The organism is Pararhodobacter sp., assembly GCF_034676545.1.
Lineage (GTDB): Bacteria > Pseudomonadota > Alphaproteobacteria > Rhodobacterales > Rhodobacteraceae > Pararhodobacter.
Genome location: NZ_JAUCBZ010000015.1, coordinates 1342728 through 1362634, shown reverse-complemented (window position 1 = coordinate 1362634; position 19907 = coordinate 1342728). Strand labels below are relative to the sequence as shown.

At 61.3% G+C, this 19907-nt stretch carries 18 protein-coding genes; 5 read left to right on the top strand and 13 right to left on the bottom strand.

Going from position 1 to position 19907, the window contains the following annotated elements:
• Nucleotides 1-20: 20 nt before the first annotated feature.
• Genes VDQ28_RS10070 through VDQ28_RS10060 form a run of 3 tightly spaced genes read right to left on the bottom strand, consistent with a single transcriptional unit; the run spans nt 21 to nt 2802 of the window.
• Nucleotides 21-209 carry a DUF2783 domain-containing protein gene (locus VDQ28_RS10070; protein ID WP_323035819.1) on the bottom strand — a complete coding sequence of 63 codons (189 nt, stop codon included), beginning with the start codon at nt 207-209 and terminating at the stop codon, nt 21-23.
• Between the two features lie 2 nt (nt 210-211).
• A complete protein-coding gene (locus VDQ28_RS10065; RefSeq protein WP_323035818.1) occupies nt 212-1846 on the bottom strand; it encodes an FAD-dependent oxidoreductase in 1635 nt (544 codons plus the stop codon).
• A gap of 5 nt (nt 1847-1851) precedes the next feature.
• Nucleotides 1852-2802 (bottom strand): MBL fold metallo-hydrolase, encoded by a 951-nt coding sequence (locus VDQ28_RS10060; RefSeq protein ID WP_323035817.1) that lies wholly within the window; start codon nt 2800-2802, stop codon nt 1852-1854.
• Between the two features lie 73 nt (nt 2803-2875).
• Here VDQ28_RS10060 and VDQ28_RS10055 point away from each other — a divergent pair, with 73 nt between their 5' ends.
• The gene (locus VDQ28_RS10055; protein ID WP_323035816.1) at nt 2876-3334 is read left to right on the top strand and encodes a MarR family transcriptional regulator; all 459 of its coding nucleotides are present in this window, start codon (nt 2876-2878) and stop codon (nt 3332-3334) included.
• Between the two features lie 24 nt (nt 3335-3358).
• On the opposite strand, the gene VDQ28_RS10050 is transcribed toward VDQ28_RS10055, so the two are convergent.
• Entirely contained in the window at nt 3359-3643 is a 285-nt protein-coding gene (locus VDQ28_RS10050) for a hypothetical protein (RefSeq protein WP_323035815.1), read from the bottom strand.
• Nucleotides 3643-4524: an SPFH domain-containing protein gene (locus VDQ28_RS10045; protein ID WP_323035814.1), complete on the bottom strand. Its 882-nt coding sequence runs from the start codon at nt 4522-4524 to the stop codon at nt 3643-3645. The genes VDQ28_RS10050 and VDQ28_RS10045 overlap by 1 nt, the downstream gene beginning before the upstream one ends.
• A gap of 165 nt (nt 4525-4689) precedes the next feature.
• On the opposite strand from VDQ28_RS10045, the gene ettA reads away from it, so the two are divergent.
• The 4 genes from ettA to VDQ28_RS10025 all read left to right on the top strand — a co-directional run bounded on the left by ettA (nt 4690) and on the right by VDQ28_RS10025 (nt 8118).
• Complete coding sequence (ettA, locus tag VDQ28_RS10040; RefSeq protein WP_323035813.1) at nt 4690-6345, top strand: energy-dependent translational throttle protein EttA; 1656 nt, start codon at nt 4690-4692, stop codon at nt 6343-6345.
• Nucleotides 6342-7178 (top strand): class I SAM-dependent methyltransferase, encoded by an 837-nt coding sequence (locus tag VDQ28_RS10035; RefSeq protein WP_323035812.1) that lies wholly within the window; start codon nt 6342-6344, stop codon nt 7176-7178. Before ettA ends, VDQ28_RS10035 begins: the two co-directional genes overlap by 4 nt.
• A 93-nt stretch (nt 7179-7271) precedes the next feature.
• Nucleotides 7272-7601 (top strand): hypothetical protein, encoded by a 330-nt coding sequence (locus tag VDQ28_RS10030; RefSeq protein ID WP_323035811.1) that lies wholly within the window; start codon nt 7272-7274, stop codon nt 7599-7601.
• A gap of 130 nt (nt 7602-7731) precedes the next feature.
• Complete coding sequence (locus VDQ28_RS10025) at nt 7732-8118, top strand: DUF302 domain-containing protein (protein ID WP_323035810.1); 387 nt, start codon at nt 7732-7734, stop codon at nt 8116-8118.
• A gap of 105 nt (nt 8119-8223) precedes the next feature.
• Here VDQ28_RS10025 and VDQ28_RS10020 read toward each other — a convergent pair whose 3' ends face one another.
• The 8 genes from VDQ28_RS10020 to VDQ28_RS09985 form a co-directional block, all read right to left on the bottom strand.
• Nucleotides 8224-8742 (bottom strand): DUF2478 domain-containing protein, encoded by a 519-nt coding sequence (locus tag VDQ28_RS10020; protein ID WP_323035809.1) that lies wholly within the window; start codon nt 8740-8742, stop codon nt 8224-8226.
• Nucleotides 8739-9398, bottom strand: a complete 660-nt coding sequence (locus VDQ28_RS10015; RefSeq protein ID WP_323035808.1) for a carbonic anhydrase — start codon at nt 9396-9398, stop codon at nt 8739-8741. The genes VDQ28_RS10020 and VDQ28_RS10015 overlap by 4 nt, the downstream gene beginning before the upstream one ends.
• A 79-nt stretch (nt 9399-9477) precedes the next feature.
• Entirely contained in the window at nt 9478-10260 is a 783-nt protein-coding gene (locus VDQ28_RS10010) for a peptidylprolyl isomerase (protein WP_323035807.1), read from the bottom strand.
• Between the two features lie 5 nt (nt 10261-10265).
• Nucleotides 10266-10910: a respiratory nitrate reductase subunit gamma gene (gene narI / locus VDQ28_RS10005; protein WP_416349363.1), complete on the bottom strand. Its 645-nt coding sequence runs from the start codon at nt 10908-10910 to the stop codon at nt 10266-10268.
• A 64-nt stretch (nt 10911-10974) separates the two neighbouring features.
• Nucleotides 10975-11691, bottom strand: coding sequence for a nitrate reductase molybdenum cofactor assembly chaperone (gene narJ / locus VDQ28_RS10000; RefSeq protein WP_323035806.1), 717 nt, complete (start codon nt 11689-11691; stop codon nt 10975-10977).
• Complete coding sequence (gene narH, locus VDQ28_RS09995; protein ID WP_323035805.1) at nt 11691-13214, bottom strand: nitrate reductase subunit beta; 1524 nt, start codon at nt 13212-13214, stop codon at nt 11691-11693. The genes narJ and narH overlap by 1 nt, the downstream gene beginning before the upstream one ends.
• Nucleotides 13211-16939: a nitrate reductase subunit alpha gene (locus VDQ28_RS09990; RefSeq protein ID WP_323035804.1), complete on the bottom strand. Its 3729-nt coding sequence runs from the start codon at nt 16937-16939 to the stop codon at nt 13211-13213. The genes narH and VDQ28_RS09990 overlap by 4 nt, the downstream gene beginning before the upstream one ends.
• 61 nt (nt 16940-17000) lie before the next feature.
• Nucleotides 17001-19685, bottom strand: coding sequence for an MFS transporter (locus tag VDQ28_RS09985; protein WP_323035803.1), 2685 nt, complete (start codon nt 19683-19685; stop codon nt 17001-17003).
• Between the last annotated feature and the right edge of the window lie 222 nt (nt 19686-19907).

The following is a 19907-nucleotide window of genomic DNA, read 5'->3' as shown; positions in this document are numbered from 1 at the left end:
CGCACCGCGCGCCCCGCGCCTCATCCCTCGGCGACGGCCAGAGCCTCGGCGATGATGTCGGCATCCCCGATATGGTTGATCAAGGTGATGATCAGCCGTGCGTTGAACGCATCGGATTCGGGCTTGGTCTTGCCTTCATGCGCGTCGATCAGCATCTCATAGACGTCATCGGCGCGGGCCACGTTGGGCGTGGTGTTCAGCTTTGCCATGATCACAGCTCCTTTCCGATAGCCCGGCCAAGCGCGGCCTTGGTCGCCGCCTCGTCCCATGCGCTCCAGCGGGCGGCGACATGTTGATCCGGGCGGATCAGATACACCGCCCCTTTGGCCGCACCCAGATAGCGATCGCGCAGCATCGGGTTGTCCGCCGCCGTCACCGTCACCACGCGGCACGCGACGCCATGCGCCGAAAAGTCGGCGGGGGTTTCGACATCAATCGCCAGAAGCTGGAACCCGGTGTCCTGCGCCGAGCCCAGGGCATTCAGCAGATACCCGTCACCCAAGGGTGCATCCGGGCACGCCGAGCCGGGCCGCGTGCGCGCCGGGCCGTCAGGCAGCGCATCGGCAGAGTTCAGCTTTGAGCCGTCATAGGTGCACGGCACCGACAGACGGCCCGAGTTTACGAAAGGCCGCGCAAAGGCGTGGGTTTCGGCCAGATCCAGCACTGCGTTGCGGAAAATATGGCTGATTTCGGATTTCGGCGTGATGAAATCCGTCGCCCGGGTAGAGTTCAGGATATTCTCCTTGGCACCATAGATCCGTTCTTCGTCATAGGTATCCAGCAAGGCGACGGGCGCGATGCCATCCATCACCAGTTTCAGCTTCCACGCCAGATTGTCGGTGTCCTGCAACCCCGAGTTTGCCCCTCGTGCGCCAAACGGCGACACCTGATGCGCCGCGTCGCCGGCAAAGATCACCCGGCCCTCATGGAACTTGACCATCCGGCGGCACTGGAACGTATAGATCGACGACCACACCAGATCGAATTCCACATCCGCGCCGATCATCTGCGCCACGCGGCGGCGGACGTTGGCCTCTTTCATCTCTTCCTTGCGGTCCACGTCCCAGCCGATCTGGAAGTCGATCCGCCAGACGTCATCGGGTTGTTTGTGCAGCAATTGCGACGCCCCCGCACCCGAGGGCGGATCGAACCAGAACCAGCGCTCGGTCGGGAAATCGGCCTTCATGCGTACATCGGCGATCAGGAAACTGTCCTTGAACACCTCGCCCTCGAACCCCAGGCCCAGCATCTCGCGCATCGGCGACGAGGCCCCGTCGCAGGCGATCACCCAATCCGCCGCGACCTCATAGGGGCCGTCCGGGGTCATCACCGTCAGCGTCACGCCATCGGCGTCCTGCGTGACCGCATCCACGCGGTTCTTGCCGCGAATTTCCAGCGGCAACCCCTGCGCCTGCAAGGCCCGCACATGGTCGAGGATGAATTTCTCGAAATACGGCTGTTGCAGGTTCACGAAGGCCGGGTATTTGTGGCCTTTTTCCGGCAACAGGTTGAATTCAAACACCTGTTTTTCGCCGTGGAACACCTTGCCAAGGTTCCACACGACCCCCTTTTGCGCAACCGGATCGCCGCAGCCGAGGCGATCCAGAATTTCCAGCGGACGTTTCGCAAAACAAATCGCCCGCGAGCCCATGCCGATGCCCTCATGGTCATCCAGCACCAGAACCCGTGTTCCCTTGAGCGCCAGATCCAGCGCCGCGGCCATGCCGACCGGGCCACCGCCGACCACCACGACCGGGTGACGAACCGCCGCAGCCGCGTCTTGATCCGGCGATTTGGCGTAGGGGTAGCTTTTATACGCCAGCGGATACCGTTCCTGCATCGTCATGGCGCTTATCCTTGCAGGTCTGCCCACATCTGCTGATCGCGCTCGGCGGTCCAGATGCGGGGGGTGTCGATGCCGCGGGCTTCGTCATAGGCGCGCGCCACGTTGAACGGCAGGCAATGCTCGTAGATGGCGAAGTCCTTGAATTTCGGATCACATTCCGCGCGCACCGCGTCCCAGGCCTCTTTCAACGACCCACCGCGCGCGGCCACGCGCTGCACCGGACGATAGGTGCTGTCGACGAAATCAAAGGTACTGGCCAACGCCGCCTCGACCATCTCCTCGCCGATCAGCGCATCACCGCGGCCCGGCGCAATGGCCACCGGGTTGAAGTTGGCGATCTCGGCCAGCGTGTCGCCCCAATCCTCGAAATGCCCGTCGCCGCAATAGCAGGCGCTGTGATATTCCACGATATCGCCGGTGAACATCACCTCGGCATCGGGCACCCAGACCACGGCGTCGCCGGCGGTGTGGGCGCGGCCCAGATGCATGATATCCACCCGGCGCTTGCCCAGATAGACCGTCATGCGGTCACTGAACGTGGTGGTCGGCCAGGTCAGGCCGGGGATTTCCTCGTGGCCCATGAACAGGCGCGGGAAGCGGCCGAATTCGCTGTCCCAGTCTTCCTGCCCACGCTCGACCACCATCGCGCGCGCGGTGTCGGACATGATGATTTCCGGCGCGCCATAGGCGCTGGCGCCCAGCACGCGCACCGCATGATAATGCGTCAGCACCAGATGGCTGATCGGCTTGTCGGTCACGGTGCGGATGCATTCCACGACCTTGCGCGCCAGCCGCGGTGTGGCTTGCGCTTCGATCACCATCACCAACTCGTCGCCGATGATGACGCCGCTGTTGGGGTCTCCCTCGGCGGTGAAAGCATAGAGCCCCTCACCGACTTGCGTGAAGCTGATGGTTTTTTCTTCCATGTCTCCGGCCGAGGCGAAGGTCTTGCTCATGCGGGTCTCTCTTTTCATCAAAGGACTGTTCGAATCATATGGCGCAGATTATTAGTTGAAAATGTAACTATCAATGCATAGTGTTACCTATATGTTTTTGCACAACTATCTTCCATATCGCCTAAACCTTCTCGCCGAATTGACCTCGGGAAACACCCGCGACATCTATCGCAAGCGGCATGGGCTGACCCGGTCCGAGTGGCGGGTTCTGGTCAACCTCGCGGAAGCCCCCTCGCTTACCGCCAGCGATCTCTGCACCCGGGTTCCGGCGCATAAAACCAAAGTATCGCGCGCTTTGGCGGCTTTGGAAACCCGTGGCTGGATCAAACGCAGCACCGACCCCAAAGACCGCCGCATCGCCCACACGACCCTGACCCTCAAAGGCAAACGCGCGCTGGCAAAAATCCAGCCCGAGATGGAGGCCGCGACCAATGCTCTGCTCGCGCCTCTCTCACCCCAGGATCGCGCCCGGCTGGACGAGGGGCTGGCCGTACTGGAGCGGTTGTTCAAAACCGACACCGCCAGGCCTTAGCGACTTGCGCCGCGCAAGCGCGTCTCAGTTCTCGTTGATATCCCGGTCGATCTTTTTCAACTGCCCGTGGCGCACGCCCACCAACATGCGCATCGCCAGCCACGCAACCGCCGAAAGCACCGCGAATACCACCAGCGCGTTGAACGGTGACGCCATCATCCAGCCAGAGCCGGGGATGCCCAGCCCGATCAGGACCCCGGTGATCACGGCCCCCACCGCGAACCCCGCGAACAGGAAACCCGATACCAGCACCTCAAGGATCGCCAGCACCAGGCCGGCGGCAACCCAGACCCACCACGTTTCCAGCATTATCCGCGTCCTTTCAACATCTTGAACGCATCGCCAAACGCATCCAGCGCCTGCGACGGCACCAGGATCGTCTGTTTGCCGGTGCCCACCGCGACCTTCATCAGGGCGTCAACCTGCGCCAGCGCGATCTGATATTGTGCCGCTTCCAAGCCGTTCTTGGCGATGGCTTCCGCGATCACACCCGTCGCATAGGCCTCGGCATCCGCGCTGACGCGCTTGGCCTTGGCTTGCTGCTCGGCGGCGTAAAGCTGACCGTCGGCGGCCAATTGCACCGCGCGCAACGCGCCTTCCGATTCCGTCACCGTGGCCCGGCGCGCCCGCTCGGCGTTCAATTGTTGCAACATCGCCGCACGGGTGGCTTCATCGAGGTTCACGTCCAGCAATTCGGCCCGCGTCACCTCGATGCCCCAGTCATCGACCACATCGGCAATCGCCTCGCGGATTTTCGTCGTCAGACGGCCACGGTTCGACTGCACCTCGTCCAGCTCCATCGTGCCGATTTCCGAGCGCACGATCCCGGCCACCGTCGTCAGGATCGCCGCATCCACGTCGCGGATCCGGTAGACGGTCTTTTCCGGCTCCATGATCCGGTAGAACACGCTGGTTTCAACCTGCAACAGCACGTTGTCGGTGGTGATCGCGTCTTGGCGCTGGTTGGGCAACTGGCGCTCCAGAATCGACACTTTATGCGCCACCGTATCAATGAACGGCACGATCAGGTTGATGCCCGGCCCCAACACCGAGCGCAGCCGCCCAAACCGCTCGACAACATATTTCTGCGATTGCGGCACAATCCGCACCCCCAGAAAGATCGAAACAATGATGAAGACAGCGATCAGCAGCAGGATAATGCCGCCGCCGGTCAGAAAATTCTGCGACATGGGGGACTCCAGTATGAGGGGCGTGTCAGGTTTCACGTCAGGGCCGATACCAATTCAATCGGGCCAGTATGCGAGATGCCGCGCCCGAGGAAAAGAGGGGTGACTTGCAGCTTTGCCCCTGTCCCTGTAGGGATTGCGCAAATTCCCGTTATTCTGGAGCGTTCGATGGCGTCCTATCAGTATGTCTACCACATGGATGGCGTGTCCAAGACCTATCCCGGCGGCAAGAAATGTTTCGAGAACATCCGCCTGAACTTTCTGCCCGGTGTGAAAATCGGTGTTGTCGGCGTGAACGGCTCGGGGAAATCGACCCTCTTGCGCATCATGGCCGGCATGGACAAGGATTTCACCGGCGAGGCCTGGGCCGCCAAGGGGGCCAAGGTCGGCTACCTGCCGCAGGAACCACAGCTTGACGACAGCCTCGATGTGCGCGGCAACGTCATGCTGGGTGTCGCCGCCAAGCAGGCCAAGCTGGACCGTTACAACGAGCTGGCAATGAACTATTCCGACGAGACCGCCGAAGAAATGGCCGCCTTGCAGGACGAGATCGACGCCGAGAACCTCTGGGACCTCGACAGCCAGATTGACGTCGCGATGGAGGCCCTGCGCTGTCCGCCTGATGACGCCGCCGTGTCCAGCCTCTCGGGCGGTGAAAAGCGCCGCGTCGCGCTGTGCAAGCTGCTGTTGGAAGCGCCCGACATGCTGCTGCTGGACGAACCGACCAACCACCTCGACGCCGAAACCATCGCCTGGCTGCAAAAGCACCTGATCGAATACACCGGCACGATCCTGATCGTCACCCACGACCGCTATTTCCTCGATGACATCACCTCGTGGATTCTGGAACTCGATCGCGGCCGCGGCATCCCCTATGAGGGCAACTATTCCGCCTGGCTGGAACAAAAGGCCAAGCGTCTGATGCAGGAATCGCGCGAGGATAAATCGCGCCAGAAAACCCTTGAGCGTGAACTCGAGTGGATCCGCGCCGGGGCCAAGGCGCGTCAGGCCAAGCAAAAGGCCCGGATCAACGCCTATGATGAATTGGCGTCGAAATCCGAGCGCGAAAAGGTCACCACCGCGCAGATCATCATCCCCAACGGCCCGCGCCTTGGCAGCAAGGTCATCGAGGTCGAGGGTCTGAAAAAGGCGATGGGCGACAAGCTGTTGATCGAGGATCTGTCGTTCAGCCTGCCACCCGGCGGCATCGTCGGCGTGATCGGCCCCAACGGTGCGGGCAAATCCACGCTGTTCCGCATGTTGACCGGCGAATTGCAGCCTGATGAGGGCAGCGTGACCTTTGGCGACACGGTGCAACTGGCGTTCGTTGACCAGTCGCGCGACGCGCTCGACCCCAATAAAACCGTGTGGGAGGAAATCTCGGACGGGCTGGAAATCCTCGATATCGGCGATCTGACGATGAACAGCCGGGCCTATTGCGGCGCGTTCAACTTCAAGGGCGGCGACCAGCAGAAAAAGGTCGGCGTCTTGTCGGGCGGCGAGCGCAACCGCGTCCACCTCGCCAAGGTCCTGCGCGAGGGTGGCAACGTGCTGCTCCTCGACGAGCCGACCAACGACCTCGACGTGGAAACCCTGCAAGCGCTCGAGGCCGCACTCGACGATTACGCCGGTTGCGCGGTGATCATCTCGCACGACCGCTTCTTCCTCGACCGGCTGTGTACGCATATTCTCGCCTTCGAGGGCGACGCCCATGTCGAATGGTTCGAGGGCAACTTCGAAGCCTATGAAGAGGACAAGATCCGCCGTCTTGGCCCGGATTCGGTGAACCCGAAGCGCGTGAAACACAAGAAATTCACGCGGTGAGCACCCTGTTTTCGACACCCCCTCGGCCCATCCCTGATGCCTTGGCCGAGGCCTTCAACCGTCACTGGGCCCCCAGAATGGGGGCCATTGATGGGCATGATCTGGTGTTCATTCACCACCTGATGACCCAACATCAGCCCAAGCGCATCGTTGAAATCGGCTGCTGCACCGGGTTTTCCACCGGGATCATGGCACAGATTCTGGCGGCGAATGGCGGCGGCGAGATCCACAGCCTCGATGTCGCGGAAACGGTCTATTTCGACCCGTCAAAACCAGTCGGATACCTGATCGAGGCCTTTGGCCACGCAGATCGTGTGTCGCTGCATACCGGGGCCACGGCGCTGGATTTGCGCAGGCTGGCGGGCGACGCGCCGTTTGATATGGCGTTCATTGATGCCAGCCATCAGCACCCGTGGCCGATCTTTGACACGCTGGCGTTGTTGCCCTTCCTGAAACCCGGCGCGCCAATCATCCACCATGATCTGCAATTATACCGCAACCCGGGCAACAAATTTGGCGTTGGTCCGAAAATGCTGTTTGATCGGTTATCGCCCGCCGAGCGTCTGACGCCTCATGGTCTTTATGGCAAGTACCGCGAACCGGCGTTGAAAACCCGCACGATCGACAACAATATTTTCGCGGTGATGACCCCGGAAACCCTTGCCCCCTTGGCCGACCAGCTGGCCGAAGGGCTGTATTTTCCGTGGCACCTGCAAAAAGCCCATCACCCGTCCCTGCCATGGTTGATGCGCTTTGCCGAGTTCCTTGAGGCGCACTATCCGGCGTCCGTGGCGCGTGCGTTTGACGTCGGGCACGGGCGCTACATGGGCTAAGGGAAAGACGCGAAAATGCCACTTCCCAGCGCCGGGAATTCGCGATAGCAATCGGCTTTCTCTTAACCCCTGTTCCTGAAAAGGTTCACCATCATGACACTGACTGCGCTTCGCTCCGCGACTCTGGCTGCCGCCTTGGCTTTTGCCGCGCTGCCCGCGATGGCGGCTGACATCTCGTTCGTTCTCAGCAACGAAACCAGCGTCGTCCTGACCGAATTCTACGCGTCGCCAACCTCGTCCGAAGACTGGGAAGATGACATTCTCGGCGCCGAAGTCCTCGCCGCGGGCGACTCGGGAACCGTCACGATCAGCGATGATCGCGGCTGCGAGTATGACATCAAGGCGGTTTTCGCGGACGGTGATGAGATCACCGACAGCGTGAACATCTGCGAAATCCAGAGCTACACCTTCAGCGAGGGCTGAGTTTTCCGCCCTCGTCAGCCATGCATTGACCGGACGCCGCGCAATCCCTTTGCGCGGCGTTTGTCTATGTCACCTTGTTCCGCGCATCCCTGACCCCCATCTTGAGGGGAAGCAACCAAGAGGGGAAACCATGGCTTACACTATCGACCGTCTGCTCACCGGCTTCAGTTTTGACGACGCCGACGCCCGCACCCGCGCTGCCTTGCAGGCCAAGGGGTTCGGTGTCTTGACCGAAATCGACGTGAAGGCGACGATGAAGAAAAAGCTCGACAAGGATATGCCCGGCTATCGCATCCTTGGCGCGTGCAACCCCGGCATGGCCTTCGACGCGATTGGCGTCGAGCCCCGCGTCGGTGCGATGTTGCCCTGCAACGTGATCCTGCGCGAGGTTGATGGCGGCGTCGAGGTCTCGGCAGTTGACCCGGTCGCATCAATGTCCGCCATCGAAAACGCCGATCTGCACGCCGTTGCAGGCAAAGTGCGCGACGCCTTGTCACAGGCAGTAGCCGCCATCTGACCCGGCGTGTGACAGGTTACCAAGCGGTTAACGCTGCAAGCGAAGCCCTTGATATCAAAGACATTGCCGCATGTCCCACGGTGGGACATGCGGCAAGAATTCCGATCAGCCCGCCAACGCCAACTTGCAGGACTCAGACACCCAGCGCTCCAAATCGGCGACGGTCGCCGGGATCTGCACCGGCAGATCGCCCGCGAATTCCTGAAAGGCCGCCAGATTTAGGCCATTCACCCCCATCAGGACCGGCACGTCCAACTCCAGCGCGCGGGCAATCGTTTCCCGAAACCCGCGCCCCTCGGCTTCATGCTTGCCGAATTTGTTGATGATCAACAAGTCGGTCTGCGCGTCCAGAACCGCCTCGACACCGATCACGGCGCGCTCCAGAGCATCGGGGTTCAACCGGCACCCCCTCGAACCCGCACCCAGAGCCTGCGAGATGCGGAACACCTCGCCGGCGGGCAGAACCTGCACATCCATATCGCAGTGATGATCCTGCGGGCGGTCGGTGTTGGTCTGCACCACCCCCGCCAACCTGACCCCTTGCATCGCCAGGCGCGCCGCGAGCTGCGACAGGATGATATCCGTGGCGCCACGACCCTCTGCCATTACAAATCCGATTGTCATCTTGCGTCTCCAGTCATGGGATTGAAGCTTGACCCTGTTGTGTTCAGCGGTTCGGTCTGGCTCGTTGGCGTGGTCACGGTACAGCCCAGGTCGCGCAGCAATCCGTCTTTGAGACCATAGATCAAACCATGAATCGAAAGTTCACTCTGCCGCCCCCAGGCGCGCTGCACAATGGGCGTTTCGGCGACACGGCGTACCCCTTCGACCACGTTCAACTCGGCCAACCGGTCGCGTTTGTCCTCGACATTGCTGACCTGAGCCAAATCCAGGGCATAGGCGCGCGCCAGACGGCGGATCGGCGCCAGCCAATGATCGGCCAGCCCATGCGGCAAATCCTCGGTTGCGGCGCGCACCCCGCCACAGCCGTAATGCCCGCAAACGATGATCGCGCGCACATTCAGCGTATCGACGGCAAATTCCAACGCACTGAGGAAATTCATGTCGGCGGAATGGACGACATTGGCGACATTGCGGTGCACGAATACTTCCCCCGGATCGAGCCCGGAAATCACATTGGCCGGAACGCGGCTGTCGGAACAGCCGATCCAGAAATACTCGGGCGTTTGCCGTGTTGCGAGGCGCTCGAAATAGCCCGGCTCGTCGGCGTTCCGTTTGGCCGACCACAGCCGATTGCCATCCAGGAGGTCGTTGAGCATGAAGATTGCCTTTTGTCCGGTCTGCCAAATGGCAGAAGGGGATGGGCCGCAACACCTTGCGCGGCGGCCCATGCGTGGTTTACGCGGCGGCGGGCTCTGTCAGATCCAGGCCCGAGATTTCAGCCGCGGCGATCAATTGGGCGGTGAACTCCTTGGCCGCGACTGTCCAGCGCGCCTTTTCCATCGCCTCTGCCAATTTGGGCGCGACGATCTCGAATGGCAACACCTTGCCCGGTGCCAGGCCATCCATGCGGATCACATGCCAGCCGAAGCGCGTCTTGACCGGGGTTGTCGTGGCCTCACCCTCGGCCAGGTTACGCAACGCCACCTCGAACTCGGGCACCGTGTCGCCGGGGCGCAATTGCCCCAACGTGCCACCCTGCGCACCCGAGGGGCAATCGCTGACCTCGCGCGCGAGCGAGGTGAATGCCCGGGGGTTGCGCGCGACATCCGCCGCGATCAAGGCCGCGCGGGACTCACCATCGTCACCCGCGCACAGGATATGCGACACCTCCCACAGGGGCGGCGAAACATAGCGATCCGGGTCTTGCGCCCAGACCTCCCGGATCTCGGCCTCGGTGGGGGCTGCGACCGAAATGCCGTTCTCGGTCACGGCACGGATCAGCGCCTCTTCCGGGGTTTCGAACTTGCCGGGGGCAACCTCGGCCGGATCGGGCGTCAGGCCTTGGCGCGAGGCCTCGTCCAGCAAGAGCTGGCGCAGGACCAGAGCGCGGGCGGCCGATTTCCACGCCACGCCGGGTTTCCCCTTGGGCGCGGGGTGGTTCTGGGCCTCCGCCGATATCGCAAGCGACGATATCGGCGTGCCATTCACCACCACTTCAGGGAACAGCGGTTTGTTCATGCTGCTTACTCCGCCGGGTGCTTACGCGAGCGCACAAGCTGATATCCTGGACGCAAGATATAGCGGATCGGCGCTGCCAGTCCCGAGATCATGTGCACAAGGCGCGTGAACGGGAACAAGATGAAGATCGTCAACCCGAGGAACAGGTGCAGTTTGAAGATGATCGACACATCCGCGATCTGTGCAGCAGCACCCGACCGGAAGGTGAAAATCATCTGCGCCCAGGTCATGAACTTGGTCATTTCATGCCCGTCCAGATGCTGAAGCGAGATGAACACCGTCATCAGCCCCAGGATCAACTGCACCAACAACAGCGCCAGAATGGCGATATCGGCAAAGCTGGAGGTCTTGCGGATCCGCGGATCAACCCAGCGACGATGGAACAACATTCCACCGCCCACCAGCGCCATGACGCCCGCGATACCGCCAGCAACCACTGCCAGAATCTGCTTGGCGCCGTGGCTGATGCCCAGCACGTCAAAGAACCAGATCGGGGTCAGCAGACCAACAAGGTGACCGAAGAAGATCACCAACACGCCGACGTGGAACAGGACCGATCCCATGATCAACTGCTTGCGTCGCAGCATTTGCGAGGACGAGGACTTCCAGGTGAACGGTTCGGTTTCATAGCGCGCAATGCTGCCAATCAACAGGACCGTCAGGGCGATGTAGGGGTAGATACCAAAAAAAGAAGTTATGCATCTCTGTCTCCTGTCATTCCGCAGCTAAGTCTGAGGTTTTGGGGGCGGGCATATCCATCCGGGCCAGCATGTCGCGGCCCACCGGGCAGCCGGCGTTCGGATCAGGACCGAAGGTGACTTCGCTTTCCTGCCAGACCGCATCCAGGGCCTCCAGGTCATTGGGGTCATCCTCGGGCTGTTCCAGAAGCTCGGCCACGATTTCTGCGTCCGGCTTGGCACCTGACAGCTGCAAGAGCGCCGCAAACACCGCGCCATAGACGCTTTCACGGCGCTCCAACCGGGTCGCCAGGGCCTCGAAGATATGCGCCGCGTCGGCCAGAACTTCGGTGGCTTCGGCCTGCGGACGGGTTGCGAGGAACTCCAGCAGAACCGGCAGGTGATCCGGCAATTCGCTGGTGGCCGGTTCGAACCCGGCCTCGCGATAGCTTTCCAGCAGGCTGACCATCGCGCCGCCACGATCACGGCTTTCGCCGTGAACGTGCTCGAACAGGTTGAGCGACAAGGTGCGCGAGCGGTCGAAAAGGCCAACGAAGGTCTCTTGCAGCTCGAAGATATCCGTATCGCGCAGCGTTTCGACCAACGGCCGCAAGGCGCGCCGGGCAGCGGCGGTCAAGCGGTTATCCGCCGCCAGGACCCCGCCGATTTCCGGCATTGCCCCTTGCAACTCGGTGCTGGGATAGCTGAGGACCAGTGACAGGGCCTTGAGGGTACGGTCAAACTCCAGAGCCATCACATCACCCCCTGCGGCATTTTCAACGGCCGTTTCTTGCCGCCGAACAGGTTGCCTTTGCTGATGCCCGTCGAACACCCATTGCCATCGGTAAAGCCGCAGCCCGACTTGATGTCATAGGCGTCTTCGACCTGCTCGCGGTGCGTGGTCGGGATGACAAAGCGATCCTCGTAATCTGCCAAGGCCATGATCTTGTACATATCTTCGATCATCACCCCGGTCAGGCCCACGCGGGTCGCGAGGCCCTCGTCGATCACGCCATCCACGGTTTTGGCCCGCATGTAAGACCGCATCGCCAGCATCCGCTCCAACGCGGTGACGACGGGCTCTTCCTTGCCGGCGGTCAACAGGTTGGCGAGGTAGCGCACCGGAATGCGCAGCGACCGAACGTCGGGCATGTCGCCGTTGACGCCAATCTGACCCGCCTCGGCGGCGTTCTGGATCGGCGAGAGCGGCGGGATATACCAGACCATCGGCAGCGTGCGATACTCTGGGTGCAGCGGGAAGGCCACTTTCCAGTCCATCGCCATCTTCCAGATCGGGCTTTCGCGCGCCGCCTTGATCCAGTCCTCGGGGATGCCATCGCGACGCGCGGCGGCGATCACTTCGGGGTCCTTGGGGTCCAGGAACACCTTCAGCTGAGCGTCATAGAGGTCCTTTTCATCCGGCGTATTGGCGGCGGCCTCGATCATGTCGGCATCGTACAGGATGACGCCGATATAGCGGATACGACCCACGCAGGTCTCGGAACAGACCGTCGGCTGACCCGATTCGATGCGCGGATAGCACAGCGTGCATTTCTCGGATTTGCCGGTTGACCAGTTGTAATAGACCTTCTTGTAGGGGCAGCCGGACACACACATCCGCCAGCCACGGCATTTCTCCTGGTCGATCAGGACGATCCCGTCCTCCTCGCGCTTGTAGATCGCGCCCGAGGGGCACGACGCGGCGCAGGCCGGGTTGAGGCAATGCTCGCACAGGCGGGGCAGATACATCATGAAGGTGTTTTCGTATTCACCATACATCTGTTTCTGAATGCCCTCGAAGTTGTAATCCTCCGACCGCTTTGCGAATTCACCGCCCAGGATTTCCTCCCAGTTCGGGCCTTTCTCGATCTTCTCGATCCGATCGCCGGTGATCTTGGAATAGGGGCGAGCGGTCGGGAAGGCCTTCATTTCCGGCGCGGATTTCAGGTGGTCGTGGTCGAAATCGAACGGCTCATAGTAGTCGTCGATCTCGGGCAGATCCGGGTTGCCGAAGATATTGGCCAGGATCCGGAATTTGCCGCCCTGCTTGGGCTGCAACTTGCCGGATTTGGTGCGCTGCCAGCCGCCATTCCACCGTTTCTGGTTTTCCCAATCGGTTGGATAGCCAAGGCCCGGCTTGGTTTCAACGTTGTTGAACCAGGCGTATTCGACCCCTTCGCGGGTGGTCCAGACGTTCTTGCAGGTGACAGAGCAGGTGTGACACCCGATGCATTTGTCGAGGTTCAGCACCATGCCGATTTGTGCGCGGACTTTCATTCTGCGGCCTCCAGGTTGGTCGCTTCATCATCGAGCCAGTCGATCTTCTTCATTTTCCGAACCACGACCATTTCGTCACGGTTCGAGCCAACGGTTCCGTAATAGTTGAAGCCATAGGACAGTTGGGCATAGCCGCCGATCATATGGGTTGGCTTCAGAACCGTGCGGGTCACCGAGTTGTGGATCCCGCCGCGATTGCCGGTCTTTTCAGAGCCGGGCGTGTTCACGATCTTCTCTTGGGCGTGATACATGAAGGTCGTGCCTTCCTTGATCCGCTGCGAGACAACCGCCCGCGCCGTCAGCGCGCCGTTCACGTTGTAAAGCTCGATCCAGTCGTTATCGACGATCCCGACCGATTTCGCATCCACCTCGGACAGCCAGACCACCGGGCCGCCCCGGTTGAGCGTCAGCATCAACAGGTTGTCGGAATAGGTGGAGTGAATGCCCCATTTCTGGTGCGGCGTGATGAAGTTCAGGACCAGGCTATCGCCCTCATCGAGCACGTCCTTGGTGATCGTCTTCAGATCGACCGGAGGCCGGTACGACATGAAGCCCTCGCCAAAGGCGCGCATCCACAGGTGATCCTGATAGAGCTGCTGACGGCCCGTCAGGGTGCGCCATGGGATCAACTCGTGGACGTTGGTATAGCCCGCGTTATAGCTGACCTTCTCGCTCTCGATCCCCGACCAGGTCGGGCTGGAGATGATCTTGCGCGGCTGCGCGGCGATATCCCGGAAGCGGATCTTGTTGTGATGCTCGCCTTCGGCCAGGTGCGCATGCTCGCGCCCCGTGGCTTTTTCCAGCGCCTGCCAGGCCTTCACGGCCACTTCGCCGTTGGTCTCAGGGGCCAGCATCAGCACCACTTCGCAGGCGTCAATCGCGGTTTCCATCTTTGGACGGCCCGCTGCCGCACCGTCAAGGTGAACGCCGTTGAGGTCTGCGAGGTTCTGGATCTCGACCTCGGTGTTCCAGGTGATGCCCTTGCCGCCGTTGCCCAGTTTGTTCAGCAACGGACCAACCGAGACGAAGTGATCGTAGATCGCGGTGTAATCCCGTTCGACCACGACAAAGCTCGGCGCGGTCTTGCCCGGAATCAGGTCACATTCGCCCTTTTTCCAGTCCTTGACCTGATCCTGCGCCAATTCGGTGGGTGTGTCGTGCAGCAGTGGGAGTGCGACGACATCCTGCTCCTTGCCCAGAATCTCGGGCGCAACCTCTTGCACCTTCTTGGCAATCGCCTTGAAGATTTCCCAGTCGGACTTGCTCTCATACGCCGGGTCCACGGCCGCTTGCAGCGGGTGAATGAACGGGTGCATGTCGGACGTGTTCATATCGTCCTTTTCGTACCAGGACGCGGTTGGCAGAACGATGTCCGAGTAGACGCAGGTGGTCGACATGCGGAAGTCGATGGTGACCAACAGGTCCAGCTTGCCGCGCGGCGCTTCTTCGTGCCAGACGGCTTCCTTGGGCAGTTGCCCACCTTCTTCGCCCAGATCCTTGCCCATCACGCCGTGATCGGTGCCCAGCAGGTGCTTGAGGAAATACTCATGCCCCTTGCCGCTGGAGCCCAGCAGGTTCGAGCGCCACACATAGAGGTTGCGCGGCCAGTTCGCCGGGTTGTCCGGGTCTTCGCACGACATTTTCAGCGCGCCGGATTTCAGCTGCTCGGCGATATAGGCCGGAACCTCTTTGCCCGCGGCTTTGGCGGCCTTGACCACTTCAAGCGGGTTGGTTTGCAACTGCGGTGCAGACGGCAACCAGCCCATCCGCTCGGCGCGGATGTTGTAGTCGATCAGGCTGGCGTCCCAATCGCCCTCTGGCGCGGTCGGTGACAGGATTTCGCCCGAGGTCAGCGTCTCATAGCGCCACTGGTCGGTGTGCGCATACCACGCCGAGGTCGAGTTCATGTGGCGGGGTGGGCGGATCCAGTCGAGCGCGAAGGCCACAGGCTGCCAGCCGGTTTGTGGCCGCAGTTTCTCCTGGCCCACATAGTGCGCCCAGCCGCCGCCGGATTGCCCCACACAACCGCACATCACCAGCATGTTGATGACCGCACGGTAGTTCATGTCCATGTTGAACCAGTGGTTCATCCCCGCGCCGATGATGACCATCGACTTGCCGTTGGTCTTTTCGGCGTTGCTGGCGAATTCGCGGGCAACGTGGATGATCTTGTCGGCTTTGACGCCGGTGATCTTTTCCGCCCATTTCGGCGTGCCGGGCAAATCATCGCCAAAGTCATTGCTGACCCAGTCGCCGCCCAGCCCTTGATCGAGGCCATAGTTGGCGCAGAACAGGTCGAACACGGTGGCAACCTGGATTTCACCCTCGGCGGTCTGGATCTTCTTGACCGCGATGTTGCGCGGCAACACGTCGGGGTGTGTCGCGTCGGTGGCGAATTGGCCAACGGCCTGGCCGCCGAAATACGGGAAATCAACCTCGACAACCGCGTCATGGTCGGCGTCGTCGACCAGCGACATTTTCAGACGCGTGTCAGCCTTGCCGGCGCGCTCCTCGAGGTTCCATTCGCCCTCTTGTCCCCAGCGATAGCCGATCGAGCCATTCGGCGCGACCAGACCGTTCGAGGTCTCATCCCAGGCGACGGTTTTCCAGTCGGGGTTGTTGGTTTCACCCAGTTTGCCGTCCAGATCATCCGCCCGCAGGAAGCGGCCCGGAATCAAGCGTCCGTCCTTTTCCTCCAGCTTCACCAGCATCGGGAAGTCCGAGTATTTGCGGGTGTAGTCGTCGAAATACGGCACCTGACGGTTCAGGTGGAACTCGCGCAGGATGACGTGGCCAAAGGCCATGCCCAGTGCCGCGTCGGTGCCCTGCTTGGCGTTCAGCCAGACGTCACCGAATTTCGCGGCCTCGGAATAGTCGGGGCAGATGACGGCGGATTTGGTGCCCTTGTAGCGGGCTTCGGTGTAGAAATGCGCGTCGGGCGTGCGCGTCTGCGGCACGTTCGAGCCCCAGAGCAGCAGGTAGCCCGAGTTATACCAGTCGGCCGATTCCGGCACGTCGGTTTGCTCGCCCCAGGTCTGCGGGCTGGCCGGTGGCAAGTCGCAATACCAGTCATAGAACGACATGCAGACGCCGCCCAGCAGCGACAGATAGCGCGAGCCAGCCGCGTAGGAAATCATCGACATCGCCGGGATCGGCGAGAAGCCGAACACGCGGTCAGGGCCGTAGGTCTTGACGGTATAGGCGTTGGCGGCGGCGGTGATTTCGGTCGCCTCGTCCCAGGTGGCGCGCACGAAGCCGCCCTTGCCACGCGTCTTGACATAAGATTCGCGCAGGATCGGGTCATTCTGGATCGCCGTCCAGGCGGCAATCGGCGACATCGTCTCGCGCATGCGGCGCCAGACTTTCATCAACCGGCCCCGGACCAGCGGGTTCTTCACCCGGTTCGCGGAATACAGATACCAGCTATACGACGCACCGCGCGCGCAGCCACGGGGCTCGTGGTTCGGCAGGTCGGGGCGCGTGCGCGGGTAGTCGGTCTGCTGGGTCTCCCAGGTCACGATGCCGGATTTGACGTAGATCTTCCAGCTGCAGGATCCGGTGCAGTTCACACCATGGGTCGAGCGGACGATTTTGTCGTGCTGCCAGCGTTTGCGATAGGTGTCCTCCCAGTCGCGGTTCTCGCGGGTGGTCTGGCCATGCCCGTTGGAAAACGTGTCCAATTCCTTGGACTGAAAGAAATTTAGGCGATCGAGCAGATGGCTCATGTCAGTCTCCTGTCAGAATGGGTGGCCGCCGGGCCGTGGCCCAGCGGCGTGCCTTATGGGTTCAGCAAGGAACCGGTGCGTTGCGACGGGCGTAGTAGTACCAAGTCAGCGCCACACAGACCGCGTAGAAAATCCCGAACCCCCAAAGTGCGGCTTCTGGTCCTCCGGTCATCGCGATGGATGTGCCGTAGGATTTCGGGATGAAGAATGCGCCGTAGGCTGCAATCGCCGAGGTAAAGGCGATGATCGCGGCGCTTTCACGCTCGACCTGCTTTTGCGCCGCTGCCGCATCAAGCTTGGGCATCAAGCGCGGCACTTCGCGACGCATGATGACCGGGATCATCTGGAAAGTCGAGGCATTGCCAACGCCGGTCAGGAAGAACAGCGCCATGAAGCAGGCAAAGAACATCCAGAAGTTACCGCCCGAGCCGTTCAGTGGCAGGAATTGCAGCACACCGAACACCGCCAGGATCATCCCGACGAAGACCCAGAGCGTCACCCGCCCACCGCCGAAGCGATCCGAGACCCAACCCGTGCCGGCGCGGCTGAGTGCGCCCACAAGCGGCCCGAGGAACGCGAATTGCAGTGCGTTCACATCCGGGAACTGGGTGCGCATCAGCAGCGGGAAGCCTGCGGAATAGCCGATGAAGCTGCCGAAGGTGCCCGTATAGAGGATGCACATGATCCAGTTGTGGTACCGCGAGAAGATCACCGCTTGATCGGCAAAGGACGACTTGGCCGAGGCGATGTCGTTCATGCCGAAGAACGCGGCAATCGTGGCGAGGATGATGAACGGAACCCAGACAAAGCCCGCGTTCTGCAGCCACAGCTCGCCACCGTCAGCCAAAGGCTGCGGATCGCCGCCCATCAGGCCAAAGACGCCCATGGTGATCGCCAGCGGAACCAGGAACTGCATCACCGACACGCCGAGGTTACCCAGACCGGCATTCAGCGCCAGCGCGTGACCCTTTTCAGCCTTCGGATAGAAGAAGCTGATATTGGCCATCGACGAGGCGAAGTTACCGCCGCCCAGACCACACAGCAGCGCCAGCACGAGGAAGATCAGGTACGGGGTCTCAGGGTCTTGCACCGCGTAACCAATGCCCATGGCGGGCACCAGCAACGAGGCGGTTGACAGCGTGGTCCACAACCGGCCGCCAAAGATCGGCACCATGAAGCTGTAGAAGATCCGCAACGTCGCACCCGAGAGACCGGGCAGCGCGGCCAGCCAGAACAACTGCCCTTGGTTGAAGTCGAAGCCGATAGCAGGCAATTTCGCCACAACCACGGACCAGACCATCCACACCGAGAAGGCGAGCAGCAAGGCGGGGATCGAGATCCACAGATTGCGTGTGGCGATCCGTTTGCCTTTTCTCTCCCAGAATTCCGGGTTCTCGGGCTCCCACTCGGTCAGAACCGCCGCAGACGGCCCTGCCGGGATCGTCATACCCTCGAATTCAGGCAGTTGCGGCAGTTGATCGCGGGCCACCTCGGGGTGGGCGCGTTCCATGTTGCGAATCGCCATGTGCATCCAGGTCAACGCAACGGCGACCAGACCGAACAAGAGCACGAAACAGGTCGTGTACACCCCCGTCAGATCCAGCAAAGCGCCGAAGAGGATGGGCAACACGAAGCCGCCCAGACCACCGATCATGCCCACCAGGCCGCCGACCGAGCCGACGTTATCGGGGTAATAGACCGGAATGTGCTTGTAGACCGCCGCCTTGCCGAGGCTCATGAAAAAGCCGAGCGCAAAGATCATCAGCACGAAGGGGCCAAAGCTCATGCTGGTCGAAAACGAGATGTCCCCGTGCACGGCATGGATGGTGTAGCTGGTCGGCGGGTAAGACAGCATGAACAGCAGCAGCAAGGAGAAGCCGAAGGTCCAGTACATGACCGCCCGTGCGCCGAACCGGTCGCTCAGGTGGCCGCCATAGGCGCGGAAAACACTGGCCGAGAGCGAAAACGCCGCCGCCGCCATACCGGCCGTGCGGATATCGACGTCATACATGTCCACCAGATAGTGCGGCAGCCACAGTGCCAGCGCCACGAAGGCCCCGAACACGAAGAAATAATACAGCGAGAAGCGCCAGACCTGAAGGTTCTTCAGCGGCTCGAGTTGCGATCTGACGGTTGCCGGTTTGGCACCCGATTTGCGGCGTGCGGCAAAGACCGGGTCATCCTTGGCAAAAACGAAGAAGATGACCGCGATCGCCGCCAGGCCCAGCGCCCAGATATTGGCGACCGCTTCCCAGCCAAAGGCCACCATGATGAACGGAGCACCGAATTTGGTGACCGCAGCCCCCACGTTCCCGGCGCCAAAGATGCCCAGAGCCGTGCCCTGCTTTTCGCGTGGATACCAGTGCGAGACATAGGCCACACCAACCGCGAACGAGCCACCGGCTAGGCCGACGCCCAAGGCCGCCAGCAAGAACACCGGATAGGATTCGGCAAAGGTCAGCAACCAGGTGGCCGTCGCCGCCAGCAGCATCTGGATCGGGAACACGATCCGGCCGCCATATTGTTCGGTCCAGATACCCAGCATCAAACGTGTCAGCGAGCCGGTCAGGACCGGCGTGGCCACCAGAATGCCGAATTGGGTTTCATTGAGGCCCAACTGAGTCTTGATCTGAACACCGATGATCGCGAAGATCGTCCAGACCGCAAAGTTGAGCGTAAAGGCAATTGTGCTGAGGCTAAGCGCGCGGGTCTGATCCGCACGCGGTATGCCGCTCATTGTCGTCATCACATGTCCTTTCGCAAAATGGGCGTCATTGTGACGCCTCGTTTTGACAGCGGATAAAGCGCGTCTCGCCGGTCTTTCGCATGATCGAGATCAAGTCACGGGTAGAGTTTTGCCAAAATATTTCCGCGGTCAACCTTTGTTATGGACAGGTCACAAAATCGCAGTCGGAGACATCAGATAAGTCAAATGATCAATTGACTTTAGTCAATCTTAGTGGTGATC